Raw genomic sequence first — 20803 nt, 5'->3', positions numbered from 1 at the left:
TCACTACATCAACTATACGTTGTATATTTGTCTTGAACAAGGAAATTGTCTATGAATAAAATACTTTATGCTCTAATCTCTCTCGTAGCACTTGCATCGTGCGCTCAATCCTATAACATACAGGGCACATCTAACATATCAAGCCTTGATGGAAGAAAGCTGTATCTTAAAAAAGTTAATGATGGTTCGTTGCAGAGCCTCGACTCCTGCGATGTCGTTCACGGTCAGTTTACTTTTCAGGGTACTTTCGATTCGGTTCAGGTGGTAAGTGTTTACATCGGCGATATGAACTTTTTCCCTGTCGTTATGGAAGAGGGAGACATCGTTATGAGGTTGGACAACGGTCAGCGTGAAGTAGGTGGAACGCCATTGAACGACAAACTCAATCAGTTCTGGGCTAAATTTGTGCAGCTCAGCAACCGATATATGGAGATTGAGCATCAGGGGAACGCCGCTCTCTTGGACGGTAAGGACGAATATAGCGTGAACCGTGAGGCTATGATGAAGGCTATGCAGGTCTATTATTCGGGTGATACGCTGTTTACGAATTTCGTTGTGAACAACTTTGACAATGTATTGAGTTCTTGGGGATTCTCTACGCGTGTGGCTTATGACTCCGATCCCGGGGCATTTCCAATATGGCTGAATCAGTATCTGTATATGAATGCTTCGAGCCAGTTGCCCTCTTGGATTGAATATATAATGACAAAAGCCCCGGACAGCTTCAAGAACGACCCACAGGTAAAGTTCATATACAATTCTCTTCAGGAGTATAGAAACGGCACGGCAGGCTTACCTGACCAACGGACAATGCCCGTTCCCGATGCGGCAGGCACCACTCCCGATGCTGTTCCCGCACCTCCCACACCAGCAGAAATGGCTGGAGACACGGCAAAGACCAAACAATAAAGAACATTTAAAAGATATATTTAAGGATGAGGAAACTCATTTACGGCGGAACGATAGTCAATGAAGGACGCACTTTCAAGGGTGCAGTTGTTATTGATAATGAAAGGATAGCCGAAATTACGGAAAATACGCAACCATCCCGTGGCACATTCGGTGAGACAATCGACGCCACGGGTTGTTTTGTTTTACCCGGTATGATAGATACGCACGTGCATTTCCGCGAACCGGGACTGGAAGAGAAGGCTACTATTGCGAGCGAGAGCAGGGCTGCTGCCTATGGTGGCGTAACTTCGTTCGTGGAAATGCCGAACACGAATCCACAAACAACATCTTTGGAAGCTCTGAACGACAAGTTTGAAAGGGCTGAACGAACAAGCCACGTCAATTACAGTTTCTTCTTCGGTGCTACGAATGCAAACGCCGAACTCATCAAAGAGCTGGACATTCACGGCATTCCGGGTGTGAAACTCTTTATGGGGGCATCCACCGGTAATATGCTGGTGGATAAGCGAAACGCTTTGGAGAATATTTTTTCAAAAGCTGCCGAGATGAATCTGCCTGTAATGACGCATTGTGAGGACTCCGGTATCATCAATGCAAATATGAAACGTGCGAAAGAGCTGTATGGAGAAGACCCCGACATCACGCATCATCACGAAATTCGCAGCGAAGAGGCGTGCTGGCAGTCGTCCCGATTGGCTGTGGAACTGGCATTGAAACACAACACCCGTCTTCATATTGCACACCTTTCAACGGCTAAGGAACTCTCATTGCTTGAGCTTCCAGGCGCAAAAGACCTCGTTACGCTCGAAGCTGTAATCGCTCATTTGTATTTTTCAAACGAAGATTATCTCACGAAGAGGGCATTGATCAAGTGCAATCCATCCGTAAAAACAGTAAACGACCGTTCCGAACTGCGAAAAGCATTAATGGATGGCCGTATCACTACAATAGGAACCGATCACGCTCCACACCTTCTTTCGCAGAAACAAGGTGGCTGTGCCAAGGCAACTTCTGGAATGCCGTTCATTCAATTCTCATTGGTTACGATGCTGGAAATGGTCGATAACGGTGTTCTTACCATAGAAAAACTGGTGGAACTGATGGCGCACGCCCCTGCAAAGCTCTTCAATATCAATGAGAGAGGCTATCTGCGAAAAGGTTTCAAGGCCGATATTGCCATCGTTAAGCCGAACGAGCCGTGGAAACTTACCGAAGATATTATCCAGAGCAAGTGTAAATGGAGTCCTATGCAAGGGCACGAATACAACTGGAAGGTAGTCCATACCTTCTGTAATGGCCGCCATATATTGGACAATGATAAGTTCGATGCCGAATGTCGCGGCGAGAAACTCTCATTTAGATAAGACAGACGGATGATAGCAAGAATTGTTATACCCTTGTTGCTCATAATCGTGCTGTCCGATGTTTATATCGATGCACATTATTTCCGCAAGCACTATAAGATATCTTGGTGGTTGCGGCTCCTTTGGTGGGTTCCAACCATATTTCTCGTGTGCTATACCTGCATACTGGCATCCATCAGAAACTTTGCACCAACAGACCTGACGTGGCTTAATACTTACTTGGTGCTCATAGGAATGGTGGTCGGACCGAAGGCTATCTTTACTTTCTTCTCGTCCATTGGATGGTTCGTTAGGAAATATATTACCCATACGCATCGCAACTGGGGGCATTACGTCGGTCTCTTGGTCGGAGCGTTGATGGTGGGAACCTATATCTACGGGCTTACTTTAGGCTTTTCGGAAATCAGAGTAAAGAACATAGACCTGTCATTTGAAGACCTTCCGGAGTCTTTCGACGGCTATCGCATTGTTCACGTGTCCGATCTTCATCTGGGAACATTCCAAGGATGGCGCGAAAATATTCTAAAAGCAGAGATGGACAGTATTGCAAAACAGAAAGCAGACTTGATTCTCTTCACGGGAGACATTCAGAATATGCGTCCACAGGAAGTGGAAACGCTTGCTCATTATCTCAAAGAACCGTTGAAAGGAACGATTGCCGTTCTCGGCAATCACGACTATACGGAATACGTGAAGGGCACGCCTGAAGAGCTGTCGGCACAGGAACGGCGACTGCAAAGCGTGATTCGAGATACTTTAGGCTGGACGTTGCTCAATAACAGCAGCGTGGAGATATACAATGGAAAAGACCATATATATATATGTGGCGAAGAAAACGACGGCAAACCTCCCTTCCCGCATAAGGTAGATGTGGCGAAAGCAATGAAAGGGATAAGCAAAGAGGCATTTGTAATAATGCTTCAGCACGATCCTTCGGCTTGGCGTCGCTCCATTCTCCCGAACACGCACGCACAACTCACGCTCTCAGGCCATACACACGGCGGACAGATGCAGATATTCGGGCTGCGCCCGACCCATCTGCGACTTACGGAAGACTACGGGCTCTACGAAGACAACGGCCGTATGCTCTACATTACGGCAGGTTTGGGAGGTCTCGTTCCTTTCCGTTTGAATATGCCCAATGAAATTACTGTAATCACATTGCATTCTAAAAAGAAATAAACGATGAATCCTTTGTCAGATAACACACAAACAACAATCAGCCAAGGTAAAAAGCAGAGTGGTTTCAACCCCTTCAAACTGCTTTTTGTTTTCATATACGGTGTCTATACATTATTTATCTTTCTCCCTCTGTTTCTCCTCGCATCCTTGCTGACTGCATTGACAACAATGTTTGGCTGTGCTGTCGGAAACGGACACTTTTGGGGATATTACCCCGCAAAGTGGTGGGGATGGCTCACTATCAGACTCCTTTTTCTGCCCGTAAAGGTGGAAGGACGCGAGCATCTTCAGCCCAAACAGAGCTATGTGTTCGTCAGCAATCATCAAGGCGCATTCGATATCTTCCTGATTTACGGATTTCTGGGACGTAATTTCAAGTGGATGATGAAGAAGGGAATCCGTAAGATTCCGTTCATCGGCGTAGCTTGTGAGTACGCCCATCACATTTTTGTAGACAAGAGCGGTGCCAGCAAGATAAAGAAAACCTATGATCAGGCACGCGAAACCTTGCAAAAAGGTATGTCGCTGGTGGTGTTTCCCGAAGGAGCACGCAGCTTTACCGGACATATGGGACAGTTCCGTCGTGGTGCCTTTATGCTTGCTGACGAACTCCAGTTACCCGTTTGTCCTATAACCATCAATGGCTCTTTCGATGTGATGCCGCGAACCAAGGACTGGCATTTCCCGGTATGGCATCCCCTGCGCCTCACTATCCACAAGCCTATCGCCCCAAAGGGCAAGGGAGCGGAGTTTGAAAAGCAGGTAATGGCAGAAGCCTACGAAGTGGTAAACTCTGCGCTCGTACCGGAATATCAGAGTTACGTGGAGAATCCCGACCAGTAAAAGGCAATATTGAAAACTCTTATTTTTGATTTTCCTACCAATATAAATTTGATAAAAATGAGAAAACTGGCTATTATTGTTTGTCTGATAAATATATCCTTGTCAGTTTTTGCCAATGGCGACCCTGTTATGCGCTATTCGGCAGTTTGCAGAGTTGCAAATCCCGAACCATTGACCATATCGGATATATCCATTGTAAAAGAAATAGTAAATATAAAGCGTGAAGGACTTTACAATTGCTTCGACATAACCTATACCTTGGCAAATAAATCGGAAAAAGATTATCCGGCAATTGATTATGGCTTCCCTATTGATTATGAAGAATCTGAATACGGAAGATGGGGTTTTGACGATTCTTATATGACAGAAAGTATATTTGAGCGAGGCTGGAATCCGAGGTTTATTAAGGATGTAAGCTTTCAGACGAATGGAAATATGCTGCCTTTTCAGAATGCTTTGGAAAGTATTAGAGCTTCTGACTACGATAAAGAAATCTATACACAGTCTTCTGGGGAAATTGACACATTATATTATGATTATACCCCTGAGATAAAGCGTCGTTGGTATTATACACAATTTGGTATCAATCGTGGCGATACGATAGAACTGAATGTAAAATATAAGGTATATGCCTCTACCGATTGTCCACTTTTTAATAGAAACGTAAACAGATATTATCTCAAGAATTTGGATTTTGAAGAAGTTTCTGATCCTGATTTAGTTCCATTTGTGCGTAGATTCTTCTTGAATGACTTTACAATACATTATGATTTCAAGAAGGCAAAGCACTTTGGCGACGGCATAATCAAAAAACTGATCGTAAATATAGACCTTTCAAACCTTCGCAATCCTATCGTATATAAGGAGAATGAATGGGAATGGAAATACAAGGCAACACAGTTGAGCTATGAAGACTGGGAAATGCGGGCAGATTCCATCAAACCAATCCATCTGCACGTGAATGCGAATCCTTATCATTCTGTGGAAGAGCGATGGGCGATAGTCGAAGAATTGGCAATATCGGCGAATGAATTTACTGTCAAGACTTCTGCTTCGCGTAAGATTGAAATTGAATTGACAAAGCCAAGATTTGTAAGTGAAGTGGCATTACAGCTTGATACAATGAGAGTTAAGAGCATTGAGATGTATCTGCAATTCGCAAATGGACGCAGACAGACTATGAAGTATGAATTGGAATCCAATCGCAATTTTGAAGAATTGGGAGAAATACCTCCTTCTGATAATCCCGTTTTTCTGCCGATAGTGGACAGTTATATAGACAGATACCGCCAGAAGGACAAGATAATGTATAGTCCTATGGATTTTGATTGCGCCTTTTTTCAGGTAAAACGCATCGAATTGCTATTCCCTGATATGCCAAAGTCCGACAGGCAACTGCCCTATGACAGCATAAGATTGTTGGACAGCCGTTGGGATTAGCGGGAAATGAATTGATAAAAAAGAATTATAGATTTGTGGCATTCAGATATTTGTGCTACTTTTGCAAAAAAGTAACGGCTTATGACAAGTGACAGTATTGTAATCATACCAACATACAACGAGAAAGAGAATATGGAAAAGATTATCCGTGCCGTTTTCGGCTTGGAAAAAGCTTTCCATATATTGGTAATCGACGACGGAAGCCCTGACGGAACGGCGCAGATTGTGCATCGTCTGATAGAGACTGAATTTGCCGACCGTCTGTTCATCATTGAACGCACAGGCAAACAGGGATTGGGCACGGCGTATATCCGTGGTTTCAAGTGGGCTTTGGAGCACAACTACGACTTCATCTTCGAGATGGATGCAGACTTCAGCCACGACCCGAACGACCTCCCTCGCCTCTATGCGGCCACTCACGACGAAGGATTCGACGTGGCAGTGGGTTCCCGCTACGTCAGCGGCGTGAACGTTGTAAACTGGCCTATCGGGCGTGTGCTGATGAGTTATTTCGCAAGCAAGTACGTCAGGCTCATAACAGGATTCCACGTACACGACACCACAGCCGGATTCGTCTGCTACCGTCGCAGAGTGCTCGAAACAATTCCGTTGGACGAAATACGTTTCAAGGGCTATGCCTTCCAGATAGAAATGAAATACACCTCTCACAAGATAGGTTTCAAGATAAAGGAAGTGCCCGTTATCTTCGTGAACCGCCGCGAGGGAACGAGCAAGATGAGCGGCGGCATCTTCTCCGAAGCCTTCTTCGGCGTGATGCAGTTGCGTATCGACGGGTGGTTCCGTAAATATCCCCAAATCAGAAACTGATAATCTGAATGCCTGATTGGCAAGGGAAGTTCGTCTCAGACGCAAGTTGGTAAGATGAGGCTTGCTTATTTATTTGATTTCAGATTTGTTTTAGATGGTTATACTTGTAAAGGCGCAAGGAAATTCACATTTCCTTGCGCCTTTTTTCTGTTTGCCATTTCTGTTAAGATATGAACACAGAGAAAACAAAGCCTTCAAGGATGGCACGGATTCTTGATAAAAAGCAAGATAGTATTTTATCTCATAACACACAGTAGTGCAAATAAAATCTGTGTGTTCCTTGAAGGTTTTGCATTCTCTGCGACGAAAACGAAATCCGTGATTCTATGTTTTCTGTGAGAATTTAATCTCCCCAAGAAGGCAGAATAATTATCAGAGCAACCTTATATTCCCTGACTTTGGCTGCTTCCGAACTCGGATGGAAAACTAATAAAAGTGGAACAGGTTGAGAGACGAATTTTACCTGATTTGCAAGTAACCGAAGAATGCTTTCTATTCTTCGCAAGATTGCATTGCGTTTTTGCGAAGATTGCGCTGCATTCTTCGCACAAATGGAAATCAATTTTTAACCGTTGATTTTCAGATGCTTATGGGATGAGTAAGTTTACAAGTAGACGAGGGAACGAGTGAGCAAGGTGGTAAGTTTATAAGGAGAAAAGTGGACGAGAGAACAAGGGGAGAAGAGGACGGAGAGACAAATAAATTTGTTTGGATTTCTGTCGTTTCAATTTTATCTTTCCTTTGTATGTTTAGATGCTGAGGTAATTTCCTTGTAAACTTGTCCACTTGTTCCCTTGTCCGCTTGTAAACTTATTCCCTCGTTCCCTTGTAGCCTCGTCCCTCGTTCACTTACCCCTCTCTATCTCTCTTAATATAAACACGGCTTCGCCGACGGTCTTTACCTTTGAGACGACCATAAAGCGTTTGCCGAACTTCTCTTTGAGTGTGCAGCGTTGAGGGTGGTAGCCGATGTAGTCGAGGCATCTGCCGAAAGCCTGACTCTTGTAATAGGCACTGTCGGGATTGGACACGAACTGCATCTGGAGCGTGCTTTGCTTGAGCATAATCTTTTCGCATCCGAGCCGTTTGCCCACCCGACGGAGCGCAACCACCTGCATCAGTTCCTCTCCCTGACGGGGAACGGGGCCGAAACGGTCTTCCAGCCGTTTCCTGTACGCATCGAGTTCCTCATCGCGCTCAATGTTGTCCAGCTCACGATAGAGCAGCATCCGTTCGCTGCTGCCGGGCACATAGTTGTCGGGGAAGTACATTTCGAGATCGCTCTCAATGGCGCAGTCGTCCACGAAGTCGTCGCCGTTGATCTGCTTCCCCTCGGCAATCTCCTTGGCATAAAGGTCCTGAAACTCGTCGTTCTTCAGCTCCGTAACGGCCTGCGAGAGAATCTTCTGATAGGTCTCATAGCCCAGATCCTCCATAAACCCGCTCTGTTCTGCCCCGAGAAGATTGCCGGCTCCGCGGATATCGAGGTCTTGCATAGCGAGATTGAAGCCACTTCCGAGGTCGGAGAAGGTTTCGAGTGCTTCCAGACGACGGCGCGATTGGGGATTCAATGCAGCCAACGGTGGCGCAAGGAGATAGCAGAACGCCTTTTTGTTCGACCGTCCCACACGGCCGCGCATCTGGTGCAGGTCGGAAAGTCCGAACCGGTGCGCATCGTTGATGATGATTGTGTTGGCATTCGATATGTCTATGCCGTTCTCAACGATGGTGGTGGAGAGCAGAAGGTCGTAGTCGTGGTTCATAAATCCCATTACGATTTCCTCGAGCTGCTCGGGCTTCATCTGTCCGTGGCCGATGGCGATACGGCAGTCGGGCACGTATTTGTTGATGAGCTTTGCTATCTCGGGCAAGTTGGAAATACGGTCGTTCACGAAGAACACCTGTCCGTTGCGGCTCATCTCGAAGTTTATCGCATCGGCTATCACTTCGTGTGTGAACGTGCTTATCTCCGTCTGAATCGGATAACGGTTGGGGGGGGGCGTGCGCATTATGCTCATATCGCGGGCACCCATCAGCGAAAACTGCAAGGTGCGGGGAATGGGCGTGGCCGACATCGTGAGCGTATCCACGTTCGACTTCAGTTGGCGCAGCTTCTCCTTTGTGGAAACTCCGAACTTCTGCTCCTCGTCGATAATCAGCAGGCCAATGTCTTTCCACTTCACGTTCTTGCCAATCAGCTTGTGCGTTCCCACGAGAATATCTATCTTCCCCTCAGCCAAATCTGCCAGAACATCTTTCGTCTGCTTCGCCGAACGTGCTCGGGAGAGATAGTCCACACGCACCGGCATATTCTTCAGACGTTTCCTGAAAGTCTGATAATGCTGAAAAGCCAATACCGTAGTGGGCACCAAGACTGCCACCTGCTTGCCGTCGCAGGCTGCCTTGAACGCCGCCCGCACGGCCACTTCGGTTTTTCCGAATCCCACGTCGCCGCAGATGAGTCTGTCCATCGGGCGCACACTCTCCATATCCTGCTTCAGTTCCTGCGTGGCCTTCAGTTGGTCGGGCGTGTCTTCATAGAGGAACGATGCCTCCAGTTCGTGCTGCAAATAGGAATCGGGAGGATAGGCGTGGCCTTTCTCGTGCCTCCGTTTGGCGTAGAGCTTTATCAGGTCGCGTGCAATGTCCTTGATTCTCTTCTTGGTTTTCTCCTTCAATCTGTCCCACGCACCCGAGCCGAGAATGGAAAGGCGTGGCTGTTCGCCGCTGTCGGCACGGCGGTATTTGCTGATTTTGTACAGGGAATGAATGGAAACGTCCACGATGTCGTTGTGCTGATATACCAGACGAATCATTTCCTGATAGGATTCGCCTGCCGGAACGCGCACCAGACCTGCGAACTTGCCGATGCCGAAGTCCACGTGTACGAGGAAGTCGCCCGGTTCCATTTCCTGCAGTTCCTTCATCGTCAGAGCCATCTTTCCCTGACGTGCCTTGTCCGATTTCAGGTTGTACTTGTGGAAACGGTCGAATATCTGGTGGTCCGTGAGGAAGCACGCACGCAGGTCGTTGTCGATGAATCCCTCGTGAATCGTGCGATTGACCGGAATGAACGGTATCCTGTCGGCAACAGACGTGTTTTCAGACACAGGGGCGTCGTCCATATTGTCGAATATCTCGCGCAGACGTGCCGTCTGTTTCTCGCTGTCGGCAAGGATATAGAGCCTGTAACCCTGCAATAGATAGTCCTTGAGGCTTCGTGTGAGCAAATCGAAATTCTTATGGAAAAGAGGCTGTGCCGTAACATTGAAATGGATGACGGCCTTGCTCTCCACAACTCCATTCAGCGACGGCGCATCCACGGCACGATTGGGACCGAACTCCACGCGACGGAAGTTCAGCGCATCATCGGTAAACTGAGCGGCAGAAACGAGTTGCGAACTTACCTGAAAGTTCTTCTGAATATCGCGCTGCTCCATTTCCGTCTTGCCCTCCATCTGCTCCGTCAGGGCCTGTGCCGTAAAGCCGTCCTTATATATCCTGTCGATGGTGTCGTGGACATAGAGAAAGTCTTTCATCACGAGCACCGTATCTTTCGGAAGAAACTGAAGGAAAGGAATCTTCTCTTCCGACAGCGTAGCGAGTTCCGGTACTATGTCCACCTTCTCCCGTTTGTCGCAGGATAGCTGCGTCTCCACTTCAAAAGTACGGATGGTTTCCACGTCGTTGCCGAAGAAGTCGATACGGAACGGCAGTTCGCTGGAGAAAGAGTACACGTCGAGAATGCTGCCGCGGACGGCAAACTGCCCGGGTTCGTAAACATAGTCCACCTGATTGAACCCATACGAACGCAGCGTCTTCTCCACTTCCATCACGTCGAGCACCTGTCCGACGGAAACAGATAGGGTGCGTTCGTCCAGTTTGTGCTTTGCCACAACGAGTTCTGCCAATGCCGAAGGTTCGGTAACGATATAAAGAGGCAACCTGTTTTTCGCTCCCGACCCGCTTACAGCCGACAGCCGTGAGAGCACTTCCGTACGCAGAATCTCGTTTCCGGCATCGCGCTGACCGTATTTCACGGCTCTGCGATACGAAGAGGGAAAGAACAGCACCTCGGCAACCTGTTCCTTGCCCTCCTCGGGCATAGCTATTGTTTTTAAATCGTTGTAGAAATAACCTGCCTCGTCATTATCGTTCAGCACAAAGAGCAGCGTCTTTTGCCATCTCTTTGCCATCGAGGCAAAGAACATCGGTGTGGCTGAAGCCAATAATCCCTGAAGAAAAATCGTCCGCACCGACTTTTCTTCCATCATTTTCATCAAGGCACCACCTTGTGGCAAGGTGGCGTATAGTTCGTTTATGTCTTGTATCTTCATTGCGTTTCTTGCGTTCGCAACGGCAAAGGTACGATTTTTTGGCGAGAAACAAGGGGAAAAGGGAAATGTGAAATGGAGGATGGAAGAAGGGAAATATGAGATGTGAAATGGGAGAAAGGGGATGAGAAATGGAGGGTTTGGGGGCGACAAACGGGAAGATAGCGGCAGACAATAGATGTTGCCGTTACTTTATTTCCACCTCCACTATGCGTTGATTGAAGCGTTTGTAGAAATAGGGAATCCTGTAAAGCAAACGCACCAGCAAGGGGAAACGCTTCTCGTCGTAATCGCTCATATAGTATTCGTGTGCGATGTGCAGTTTCCCGTGCCACGTTTCCATCGTTCTTGTTTCCAGTTCCGACCACAGAAATTCCGGATTTCCTTCCATTTTCCGCACCGTATCGTGATGCTTTCCGTGCTTCAGAGCCAAGAAGGCAAGCATATCGAAGAGGATTGTAGCCTCGCTGAACTGTCCGCACAGGGTCAGGAAAAACTTCTTTACTTCTTCGGGCTTGAAATACATCAGCACCCCTTCGATGATGATAAGCACAGGTTTTCCGAACGATTTCACTTTCTCAATCCACTGATAGTCGAACATCGAAAGTTCCAGATAGGTGTTGTATTCGGTTTCGGGTATGAATTGTCGCCTAAGGTCGATAGTTTCCTTCAAATCAAGGTCGAACCAATGGGTAACTTTCGGAAATCCCATCCGTTGCCAACGGGCATCCAGACCTGCACCCAACTGTATTACCACGGCGTCGGGATGCCTTGAAAGGAAGTTCTTCGTATCGCTGTCAATCAGTTTTGCGCGGATACAGCACCCCACCTGTGAGAGTTTTCCGTTCTTGAACTTCGTGAAATCGTAATCAATATTGCTGATGATGCGCTTTGCAGTTTCATCGTAAATCAGTCCACCCCTGTTTTCCGTCTCCGTAGCACGCGCCCATAGTGGTATGAGCATTGTTTCGGGTATGCTCGTCAGTTTTCTTGTCTCCATAATTTCAGCTTTTCAGTTTGGTTATGTGCAGCAAAAGTAGGGAGAAGTTTCGATGATTGCAATACTCAAAAATGTGTATTTTAAGCTCAAAAAGAAATCCTCCTTTGCATCCCTGCAAAGGAGGATTTCTTTTTGATGTTTCAAGGGCTTACGGATTCTCTTCACCCTCTTCCGAGCCGCTGCCCGATGGCTTTGGCTTTGCCTTCTTCTTTTCCTGTTTTTCCACCCGGAAGAACTCCACGTTCTTCAACTGACGGAATTCCGGCGTGGGAGTGAAAAGAATCTGCGTCTTGGTAATGTTTTCAGAGGGCTTGAAATCTTCCTCTTTTTCCACTGCCTTCGACGTGAAGGTAGGACGGAACGTGCCCATCGGACCTGCGTCCACGATGTAGCCCTGCGAGCAGAACTGGCTCAGCACCTTGCGGAGTTTAAAGAACACGGCGGCGATGTCTGCCTCGCCCACGGTTGTGTCCTCTGCCATTCGTTCGCAGAGTCTCTCGAACGATATGCGCTGTTTCTGGCAGACAGGATTTGCCACGAACATATCCTTGCCCTTGTTCACTCCGATGGTCATCTTTCTTTTGTTCAATGAATAGTCCATAATTTAGATTGTTTAGATTGTTTTAGGGTGGCGGGGAGGCGATGTTCTCCGCACGCTTCACGGAGCTTTCGTCCCGCCGTCGGAAACAAAGATACGGAAAAATATCCATATTCTGAAAGGAAGATACATATTTCTTTTAAAAAAGTACGTACTTTCCAACAAAAAAGTACGTACTTTTCAGACGAAAATCTATCATTTAGGTCTAAGTAATTGGCTATGAACAGCCTTGTGAGTTATGATTTTCAGCAGGTAATGATTTAGCGACCTATCTTCTGCAACGACACACAACGCTTTGCATAACTCGAATAACCTATTGCAAAGGTAATACTATCTACGGAGAAAGACGAAACTTTCTCCGTTTTTCTTTTCTAATAGTTGTCTGTTCAGACAACGGCTTTCATTCTTTTCGTCTTATTCCTCACGATTATGGCAGTCTTTCTTGTGAAGGCTGCCATTCATTTTTTCGCTCTGTCCTCTGCGGTGTTCCTCTCCACGTTCCATTCTATGTATTCGCATCGGGATCGGTTGTTCGTTGTCAGCGGCAAAGGTAGTTCCGGGCTTCTACGGACAAAAAAGGTCGGGGCGGCAAGCCGTTTAGACGACAATCTCCACACTTCCATTTCATTGCAGGTAGTATTCTCGCCGTAAAACCTTGTTTGTCCTAAGCCCTACCTTTTTAAGCCCCTGAAACGAAAACGACCGACCCGACGGAAAAACGCATAAAAAAAATGTCGGAAACACGAGGACAGAGAAAATGAAAAATGGAAACTCAACTCCCTCACCTCTGGAATCCGCATAAAATCAAAAAAATCAGACAAGATGAAACTGAGATACAAAATATCAATTTGGCTGGCTCTTGCACTCGCAGGCTCTCTCCTTTGGGGCGGAAGTGTCTGGCTTTGGCTGGCAGGGATATGTGCAGGGAAGTTCCTCATTCGGCTACTCCTTACCATCGCTTTGGCAATCGCAGCATACATCTTGGCTTATGCTCTCATCATTGGGGCAATACTTTGGTTACTCATTTCTTAAATAGGCAGATATATGAAAAGAAGAAGCAAAACTATCGCACAGCAATGCAGATACTACGAGGTGGACAACATCTTCGAGTATATGGTATCGGTTTTCCTAAACGGAAACATATCCGCCTTTGGGGAACTATACAAGGAACTCAATCGGAAGGACAGAAAGGAGTTTATACTCTATCTCTTTTCAGAAGTTGAACCTGTTCATATCCAAGAAATCATTTTAGCAACTATCTAAATATAGGAATTATGGAAACATTCAGTTTTTACCAAGACCGAAAGGTTACTTGCTGGGAACGCACCCGATTTGAAGTAACAGCCGAGAATTACGAGGAAGCCGTTGCCCTTGTCAAATCGTGGCAAGGTGAGGACGTACTCTGCTTTGAGGACAACGAGAAAGTCATCATTACGGACGGAGAAACATTATATGAAACCTCCGAACACCTATCCGTAGAGGAAAACGGAGGGAAACCGACTATCGAGGTCTTTGCGGACAATGGAGAAGACATCATCAATAATACAACCCGATAACATCAAACGGATATGAGAACGGAAACAAGAACATACGAGGTATATAACCTCCACGAACTGACAAGAGAGGCACAAGCAAAGGCGCACAGCCATTGGGCGGAACATTTCAACTATGGTTGGGACGAAGAAAACCGAAAGACATTGCAAGCCTTTGAACAGACATTCAATATCAAGGTGGACAGATGGTCATACGATGATTATTCCTATTGGTATCGTTTCACTTCTCATTACAGCGAGGAAGAAGATAATTTGAAAGGGGTTAGACTATTGAAATACCTTGTCAATAACCATTGGAACGACTTGTATATGCCCAAAACCATTTGGGGACACAATTACAAGACAAAGCGCAAGAGCCGTGTATTCGTCACCAATGATTGTGTTTTGACAGGCTACTATATGGACTATGAGATATTACAGCCTATATACGACTTTCTGAAAGTCCCCGACAACACCACCCTTTACGAACTTATGGACAAGTGCTTAAACGGCTTTTTCAAGGCTTGCAGGGATGATATGAAATACCAACTCAGCGAGGAAGCCTTTACCGAGAGCTGTGAAGCCAACAACTACGAATTTCTTTCTGACGGAACATTATTCAACTGATTAAAACATCAAAGACAATGAAAGGAACAGAACATTTCAAGAGCGTAATCCAATGTTACTTGGAGAACAGAGCATCATACGATGAACTCTTTGCGGAGAATTTCCGCAAAGAAAGCAAGAACATAGACGAGTGCATTACCTACATCTTGACGGAAGTCCAAAGAATGGAGTGTGCAGGTCTGTCCGATGAGGAGGTATATTCCCTTGCCGTTCACTACTACGATGAGGATAACATCGAGGTGGGCAAATCAATCAACTGCCAAGTCGTGGTAAACCATACTATCGAACTTACAGAGGAGGAAAAAGCAGAAGCACGGAAAAAGGCTATCGAGCGATACCAAGCAGAGGAATACCGCAAACTTACCGCCAAGAAACCCAAAGCGGAAAAGCAGGAGGAACAGCACCCCCAACCCTCATTATTCGAGTTTTAACCCTAAACAGAAAAGGATATGGAAGCAATGGATTTGAACGAAGCACGCATCTATGTTGGCACTTATGCCAAGTACAACAACGGCTCATTGCAGGGCGAATGGGTGGAACTTTCGGAGTTTTATGATTGGGACGACTTGATGGAGCGTTGTGCCGAGATACACGAGGACGAGGAAGAACCCGAATTTATGTTCCAAGCGTGGGAGGAAATCCCCGATGGTCTGATAGACGAAGGACATTTAGAGGAAAATTTCTTTGAACTTCGAGACGAGTTGGACAGACTGAACGACACGGAGAAAGAAGCCTTTTGGATATGGGTGGAAGGAAACAATACCCAACTCACACAAGACGCTTACAGCCTTGTAAAGTCTTTCCGATCCGACTACATCGGCAGTTATTCAAGCAGGGAGGATTTTGCGGAAGAACTTGCGAAAATGGAGAATGAATTACCCGATTTTGCGCTGAATTACTTCGACTTCTCCAAATTTGCCGATGACCTTTTTGATACGGACTTTTGGTATAAGGACGGCTATGTATTTCGCAACGAATAAAACAAGGAGGACAGATTATGAAACCGAGAAATAAGTTTGAGAAGGCAGTACTTGCAGAGAGCAAGAACCTACGCCAAATAACCAAGACACAATGTAAGTGGGCATTTAGAGAGTGTATAGACCATTTCGCCTACCGCTTGCCCAAAGGTCGCACAACGTGTATGGATTGTGGGCATAGTTGGACAATGGAAAAGCCGAAGGACACTTGCACCTGCCCTCATTGCAGGGCAAGGTTGCAGGTCAGGGAAACCTTTGAACGCAAGATAAGGCAGAAACAATACTTTACGATACTTACCACTTGTGGAGAATACCAAATACTAAGAATGTTCCTCCTCTCCGCAGAAATGGAGAAAGGATGCAAGGCAACGTCCTATGTTATAGAAATCGGTCAGTATTGGTGGAACGCACAAGGAAGGCAAGTTGTGATAGCCGTCCAACGAACATTGGGAAGATACATTGACACTTTCTCTTTCTGTTCGCCAATGGCAGTACGCAATGATAATGAAGCCTATCGCCATATATCTTACTCTCAGATATATCCCAAATTCAAGGCTACGGACACACTCCGCAGGAATGGATTTAAGGACGATTTTCACGGCATTGCCCCGACAAGACTTATTCCAGCCTTGCTCTCCGATAGCCGTGTGGAAACCTTGTTGAAAGCAGATAGCACCGAGCATCTGAAATACTTCCTTAATAATTCGAGGACATTTGACGCTTGTTGGCAATCTTATAAAATAGCAGTCCGCAACGGCTATATCATAGAGGATATTTCGATTTGGTGCGACTACGTGGATATGCTCCGCAGATTGGGCAAGGACATACACAGCCCAAAGTATGTTTGTCCCATCAATCTGCATAGGGAACACGACCGCAGACAAAGCGAACTCCGCAAACAAAGGGAAAAGGAAGAAGAGGAGAAGAAACGCCAAAAGGCAATGGAGGAAGAGAAGCGTTTCCACGAACTCAAATCCAAGTTCTTCGGTCTTGCCTTTTCAGACGGCACAATCCAAATCCACGTATTGGAGAGTGTACAGGAACATTTGGAGGAGGGGGTGGCAATGCACCATTGCGTATTTGATAGTGCCTACTATCTCAAAGAAAACTCGCTAATCCTTTCGGCAACCATTGAGGGCAAACGGATAGAAACGATTGAGGTCAATCTGGACACGCTTAAAGTAGTGCAAAGTCGTGGCGTGTGCAATAAGAATACGGAATATCACGACCAAATCGTGAGCCTTGTCAATGCTAACCGTAAATTGATAAGACAGAGAATGAGAGCAACAGCATAAGCAACAATCACAAAACATCACAGATATGAAAGCAGAAATAGAAAGCATCGTATGTAATTGGGCGGAAGAGATACCCCATATCCTTGTAAGGGTAATCAATGCCATTACCTTATCCGCCAATGAAGAGGAATTAAGGGCTGCTGTCAAGCGGATAGCCGAAGAAACGGAACTTGACAAGTTCTTTGCCTATGGTTACGGAACACATCATTTTTGGCTTACCCACCGCAGGTTATCGAATGGTGAGCCGATGGAACACAGATTATTAAAGGTTGAGTTTTGAGAATATGAAGAGGAAAGTTTACAGAGTACGGACGCAATACGTCTTCGAGGGAGTTTTTGAGGTGGTTGCAGAGAGCAGAGAGGATGCACGGCAGAAAGTCATTCAGGATTGCGGAATGGTGATGGGCGGAAATGTTCACAGCACCCTTCCCGATGAGGAAATCAATTGGGCTTTCTCCACGCACCCCGATGTAAGGACGGGACGGATAACCGTTCAAGAAGAGCAGACGGAGTAAAGCGGTCGGCAGATTTGCCGACCGCTCCTTTCTTTCGTGAGCCTAAGCGGATAAAGAAAGGAGCAAAGAAACCCCGATGAAAAACATCTCGTTACTTTTGACAGTGAGTTGAGACGGCTCAAAAGTAACAAAAAGCCATCGTGCATAAATTCTCTTTTATTGGTTGTATGTTATCGCATAATTTTCTTTGTAAGGTCTTCTAATCGCATTAACTTGTACAGTTCAAAAAGTAATAACCCACAACATAGAACACATAATGAAGTTAATACCCATATTGGAATATAGCAACGCAACAGGAGAAGAATCAACATCGTAAGTAAGGTTATGACAATAGTTATCATAGCTATAATCTTAAATTCTTTTTCTTTCTTCAACCAATATTCATAGTCAGGTAAGATGTGTTCTATTGGTTGATAGAAATCGACAAAAAAGTCTCCTGATACTTTCCCAAGTAAATCTTTTGTCAATTCTATACCTTTGTATTTAGGGGAGATTTCTCCTAAATAACCAATTGTATGTTCACTAAACATTTCAGCATGATGAGTATCAAATTCGATTTTCTGAAAGCCGTGATAATCATTATCTATACAATACCATACGTCATTTATAGTTTTACAGATTGAATCTAATTGTTTTGCCGTGAAATAATCTGATGGAAACTCTTGTCCAACGATTATAGATTTTCCGCCTATCCTTGAAATTTGTTCTAAGTCATCCTTTAATCTCTTCATATATCCTTCTGCTTCTATCCCTCTGAAACTGAAACATGTTTTGAATGAGGATATAAACCTTGCATAATTGGTGAAACTATGAAAAAAAGGGCGCATTATAAAATGGAAACGTTCAGCCATATTATTCGCAACCTGCTGACTTTCTATAAACATCATCAGAAAGCCTCCTGTTAATAATGCAGCGAGGACAGTTACTATGATTGAAACCTGTTCTTCCATAACTAATATTTTCTATATTGTTGATAATATGCTTCTGCCTGCTCATAAATTTGTTTGTAGTTATCGTAACTTCCTCCAAACATTCCTTGTTTTATAGGCTCCCAATTATTTTTCAATTTATCGGCTTCCTCAAAAAACAAAGTGTAAGGCTCTGTCTCTTTGTACCTCATTTTATATTCATTTCTTTTATAAAGGAAATTACCCATCGGGACACTAAATTCTATCAAAGAACATTGGTTATAACCATACACAAGAGATTTTAGATGCTCCCATATATAGAAAACATTTTCATATTCTGACTCTGTGATGAAATAATCTTTGAAAACAGGTTCCAATTGTCCGAGAAAGAACAAACTAAATGGATAGCAGTAGGTTGTTCCCATCAAATTATTCCATGTTTCATAAGTCCAATGTGTACCTCCAAGTAGGTATAGTAAAGGATGCCGATAAAACCCCATGAAATTACCCGCAGGTACAGAAAGTTTCAGAATAGAATTTAACTCCTTGAAACGTCCAAATTTCACACAAGCAATTCCAATTACGTTTAACAATAACATGGGAGCTAATGCGTGTATGTATGAAGTCTCAACTACCCCTCTTTCGCCATTTTTGAAAGGTTTTATACACAGCTTTATTAGAATATCACCAAAAAGTTTAACATGCCACTCTTTTCCCCATCTTGCTGTGATTATTGCAGCATCTAATAGTGGATCTATTGCACGGAGATGAATTTCTAAATAGCGCTCAAAGGATTCTTTAGTAAGTGAAAAATTATAATGAGCAACTTCCGTAATCTGATTATATGCTTCTGCTCCCCATTTTTCTATTATGTCTGCGAACTCAATGTCATATTGCTTTGATGATATATATTTTTTTACTCGTGCCAACATCATTTCATGGCTCATATTAGCATTCGCATCATATTTTTCCAAAGCCGTAATTTGCTCGTAGAGTTCTGAGAACAAATTATCGGCGCTCTCTATTGGCATAAGTTCTCCCATACGATCTCGAGACAGAGACATTATGCTATTCTTTGCTTCTCCGATATAAGTAAAAAAAGAATTATAACGAGAATGTGTTGCACCATTAATGATTTCAATTAAGCCTTTATCCCATTCTCCAGACCATCCGCAAGTGACCAAGCCATATTCCTCAAAAATACGGTACAGGTACAATTTCATCTGTTCTGGGTATTCATCCAGTTCTTCTGCCGTATTTCTGAATTGACAATCTATATAGTCTCCATTTATCTTAATGATAGTTGGTATCTTGCTGTGTACGATAGGTGTTGCTTGTGATATTGCTCCTTCATGACTAATAACTTGTGGAGTGACTCCTTCCAATTCAAAAGCCTTTTCAAGAAGGCGGTCAAAGTTCGTTGTCAAGATAACACGAATATATCCCTTCTTTGCACATTTTGCAATGGCAAGATGTGCTTTGGTAGGGGTCTTCCAACCTATTTCTTTTTCTTCATCCGTTGGTTCAAAAAATGATTTCATCAACTGCACTCGTTCTGTTGGAGTCTTTACAATTTCTCCAAGAAGAGAGGAATAAGATGCAGATTGCTGGTATTTGTCTTTATACCATTGATGCCAATCATCAGAGACTATGATACCTTGTGATGCCCCAAGTTTCTGAATAAGTTTCTCTTCCACTTCCCAGCCAGAAGGGATATGGGCGGAACGAGAGATGCCTGAACCGAGTAACAGGGCATACGCTCCTTTATTTGAATACATCGAAAAAGCCAATGTTGTAAGTTTCTCTATTCCCATAGTTTAATTTTTTACACCTATCGTTTAGGTTAATTATAAAAAGCCGATGAAAAACTTTTATCGATCAAATTGTATTTCAACTTAATCCTTTAAGTTCTTGTTGTTTCTTCAAAAGTAGAGATTCTATATAATTTTTTACCCTCCTTTCATCTATACATAAAGAACTATTGGAACATGTAGAATCTTGGCAACATCCATTTTGCATTCTCAGAGGAAGTTCACCATGCTGAAGGCAGAAGAATTGAATATTATATGCAAATGGATTATGATTATATATAGTTCCTATGCCAACATCCCAAGTTACTTTGATATGATTCTCGTCATCGACAAAACAATTTAACGATTTAAGTTTGTTTATTGCAACATTCTTTCTCTTGATAAGTAACAGATAGGCTATGTAGTAAACAGTAACCAGTAAGATAATAAAGAAGATAATGTTTAGAATGCTAACTTTTGGTAAGAATATCCACTCCCAATTCTCTGTAGAAGTAATCTTATCCCAAGGAATCATCTTAAATGCAGCAATTATCGGTTCATTCAGGATTCCAGATATTGCTATTGAAACTAATGCTATGAGTGCTTCTCTCTTTTTCATTAAAACTCTTTTTATAAGTTCATTCTGCAAAGTTACTCA

Annotated in this window: 22 protein-coding genes; 16 read left to right on the top strand and 6 right to left on the bottom strand. The window is 44.5% G+C overall.

Annotation, left to right across the window (positions count from 1 at the left end; translation table 11 throughout):
- Nucleotides 1–51 precede the first annotated feature (51 nt).
- The 6 genes from P150_RS0115170 (at nt 52) to P150_RS0115145 (ending at nt 6569) form a co-directional block, all read left to right on the top strand.
- Nucleotides 52–909, top strand: coding sequence for a DUF4369 domain-containing protein (locus P150_RS0115170; protein ID WP_028898444.1), 858 nt, complete (start codon nt 52–54; stop codon nt 907–909).
- A gap of 26 nt (nt 910–935) precedes the next feature.
- The gene (locus P150_RS0115165; protein WP_028898443.1) at nt 936–2276 is read left to right on the top strand and encodes a dihydroorotase; all 1341 of its coding nucleotides are present in this window, start codon (nt 936–938) and stop codon (nt 2274–2276) included.
- A 9-nt stretch (nt 2277–2285) separates the two neighbouring features.
- On the top strand, nt 2286–3458 hold the full coding sequence (locus tag P150_RS0115160; RefSeq protein WP_028898442.1) for a metallophosphoesterase: 1173 nt from the start codon (nt 2286–2288) through the stop codon (nt 3456–3458).
- Between the two features lie 3 nt (nt 3459–3461).
- Entirely contained in the window at nt 3462–4301 is an 840-nt protein-coding gene (locus tag P150_RS0115155; protein WP_036932251.1) for a 1-acyl-sn-glycerol-3-phosphate acyltransferase, read from the top strand.
- Between the two features lie 57 nt (nt 4302–4358).
- Nucleotides 4359–5741, top strand: a complete 1383-nt coding sequence (locus P150_RS0115150) for a hypothetical protein (RefSeq protein ID WP_155953032.1) — start codon at nt 4359–4361, stop codon at nt 5739–5741.
- A gap of 81 nt (nt 5742–5822) precedes the next feature.
- Complete coding sequence (locus tag P150_RS0115145; protein WP_028898439.1) at nt 5823–6569, top strand: polyprenol monophosphomannose synthase; 747 nt, start codon at nt 5823–5825, stop codon at nt 6567–6569.
- Between the two features lie 845 nt (nt 6570–7414).
- Here P150_RS0115145 and mfd read toward each other — a convergent pair.
- From mfd to P150_RS0115125, 3 genes are all read right to left on the bottom strand, one after another.
- Nucleotides 7415–10906: a transcription-repair coupling factor gene (gene mfd / locus P150_RS0115135; RefSeq protein ID WP_028898438.1), complete on the bottom strand. Its 3492-nt coding sequence runs from the start codon at nt 10904–10906 to the stop codon at nt 7415–7417.
- Nucleotides 10907–11090: 184 nt separating this feature from the next.
- On the bottom strand, nt 11091–11903 hold the full coding sequence (locus P150_RS0115130) for a class I SAM-dependent methyltransferase (protein WP_028898437.1): 813 nt from the start codon (nt 11901–11903) through the stop codon (nt 11091–11093).
- Between the two features lie 148 nt (nt 11904–12051).
- Nucleotides 12052–12504 (bottom strand): HU family DNA-binding protein, encoded by a 453-nt coding sequence (locus P150_RS0115125; RefSeq protein WP_028898436.1) that lies wholly within the window; start codon nt 12502–12504, stop codon nt 12052–12054.
- A gap of 426 nt (nt 12505–12930) precedes the next feature.
- Between P150_RS0115125 and P150_RS18080 the strand changes: the two genes are divergently transcribed.
- The 10 genes from P150_RS18080 to P150_RS0115080 all read left to right on the top strand — a co-directional run bounded on the left by P150_RS18080 (nt 12931) and on the right by P150_RS0115080 (nt 17447).
- Nucleotides 12931–13152, top strand: coding sequence for a hypothetical protein (locus tag P150_RS18080; protein ID WP_231477620.1), 222 nt, complete (start codon nt 12931–12933; stop codon nt 13150–13152).
- Nucleotides 13153–13323: 171 nt separating this feature from the next.
- A complete protein-coding gene (locus P150_RS0115120; protein WP_028898435.1) occupies nt 13324–13533 on the top strand; it encodes a hypothetical protein in 210 nt (69 codons plus the stop codon).
- 12 nt (nt 13534–13545) lie between these two features.
- Entirely contained in the window at nt 13546–13764 is a 219-nt protein-coding gene (locus P150_RS0115115) for a hypothetical protein (protein ID WP_028898434.1), read from the top strand.
- Between the two features lie 11 nt (nt 13765–13775).
- Nucleotides 13776–14057, top strand: coding sequence for a hypothetical protein (locus P150_RS0115110; RefSeq protein ID WP_025002787.1), 282 nt, complete (start codon nt 13776–13778; stop codon nt 14055–14057).
- A gap of 12 nt (nt 14058–14069) precedes the next feature.
- On the top strand, nt 14070–14660 hold the full coding sequence (locus tag P150_RS0115105) for a hypothetical protein (RefSeq protein ID WP_028898433.1): 591 nt from the start codon (nt 14070–14072) through the stop codon (nt 14658–14660).
- Between the two features lie 17 nt (nt 14661–14677).
- Nucleotides 14678–15091, top strand: coding sequence for a PcfK-like family protein (locus P150_RS0115100; protein WP_028898432.1), 414 nt, complete (start codon nt 14678–14680; stop codon nt 15089–15091).
- A gap of 18 nt (nt 15092–15109) precedes the next feature.
- Nucleotides 15110–15640, top strand: a complete 531-nt coding sequence (locus P150_RS0115095; RefSeq protein ID WP_028898431.1) for an antirestriction protein ArdA — start codon at nt 15110–15112, stop codon at nt 15638–15640.
- A 17-nt stretch (nt 15641–15657) separates the two neighbouring features.
- On the top strand, nt 15658–16932 hold the full coding sequence (locus tag P150_RS0115090) for a PcfJ domain-containing protein (protein ID WP_028898430.1): 1275 nt from the start codon (nt 15658–15660) through the stop codon (nt 16930–16932).
- Nucleotides 16933–16957: 25 nt separating this feature from the next.
- Nucleotides 16958–17212: a hypothetical protein gene (locus P150_RS0115085; protein ID WP_028898429.1), complete on the top strand. Its 255-nt coding sequence runs from the start codon at nt 16958–16960 to the stop codon at nt 17210–17212.
- 4 nt (nt 17213–17216) lie between these two features.
- Nucleotides 17217–17447, top strand: a complete 231-nt coding sequence (locus P150_RS0115080) for a hypothetical protein (protein WP_028898428.1) — start codon at nt 17217–17219, stop codon at nt 17445–17447.
- A 170-nt stretch (nt 17448–17617) separates the two neighbouring features.
- Here the strand turns inward: P150_RS0115080 and P150_RS0115075 are convergent, their stop codons facing one another.
- From P150_RS0115075 to P150_RS0115065, 3 genes are all read right to left on the bottom strand, one after another.
- Nucleotides 17618–18397: a hypothetical protein gene (locus tag P150_RS0115075; protein WP_028898427.1), complete on the bottom strand. Its 780-nt coding sequence runs from the start codon at nt 18395–18397 to the stop codon at nt 17618–17620.
- Between the two features lie 2 nt (nt 18398–18399).
- Nucleotides 18400–20169, bottom strand: a complete 1770-nt coding sequence (locus tag P150_RS0115070; protein WP_028898426.1) for an SIR2 family protein — start codon at nt 20167–20169, stop codon at nt 18400–18402.
- 76 nt (nt 20170–20245) lie between these two features.
- A complete protein-coding gene (locus tag P150_RS0115065; RefSeq protein WP_028898425.1) occupies nt 20246–20764 on the bottom strand; it encodes a hypothetical protein in 519 nt (172 codons plus the stop codon).
- Nucleotides 20765–20803 lie beyond the last annotated feature (39 nt).

The sequence above is a fragment of the Prevotella sp. HUN102 genome, from assembly GCF_000688375.1.
Taxonomy (GTDB): Bacteria; Bacteroidota; Bacteroidia; order Bacteroidales; family Bacteroidaceae; genus Prevotella.
This window is presented reverse-complemented; position numbering and strand designations above follow the sequence as displayed.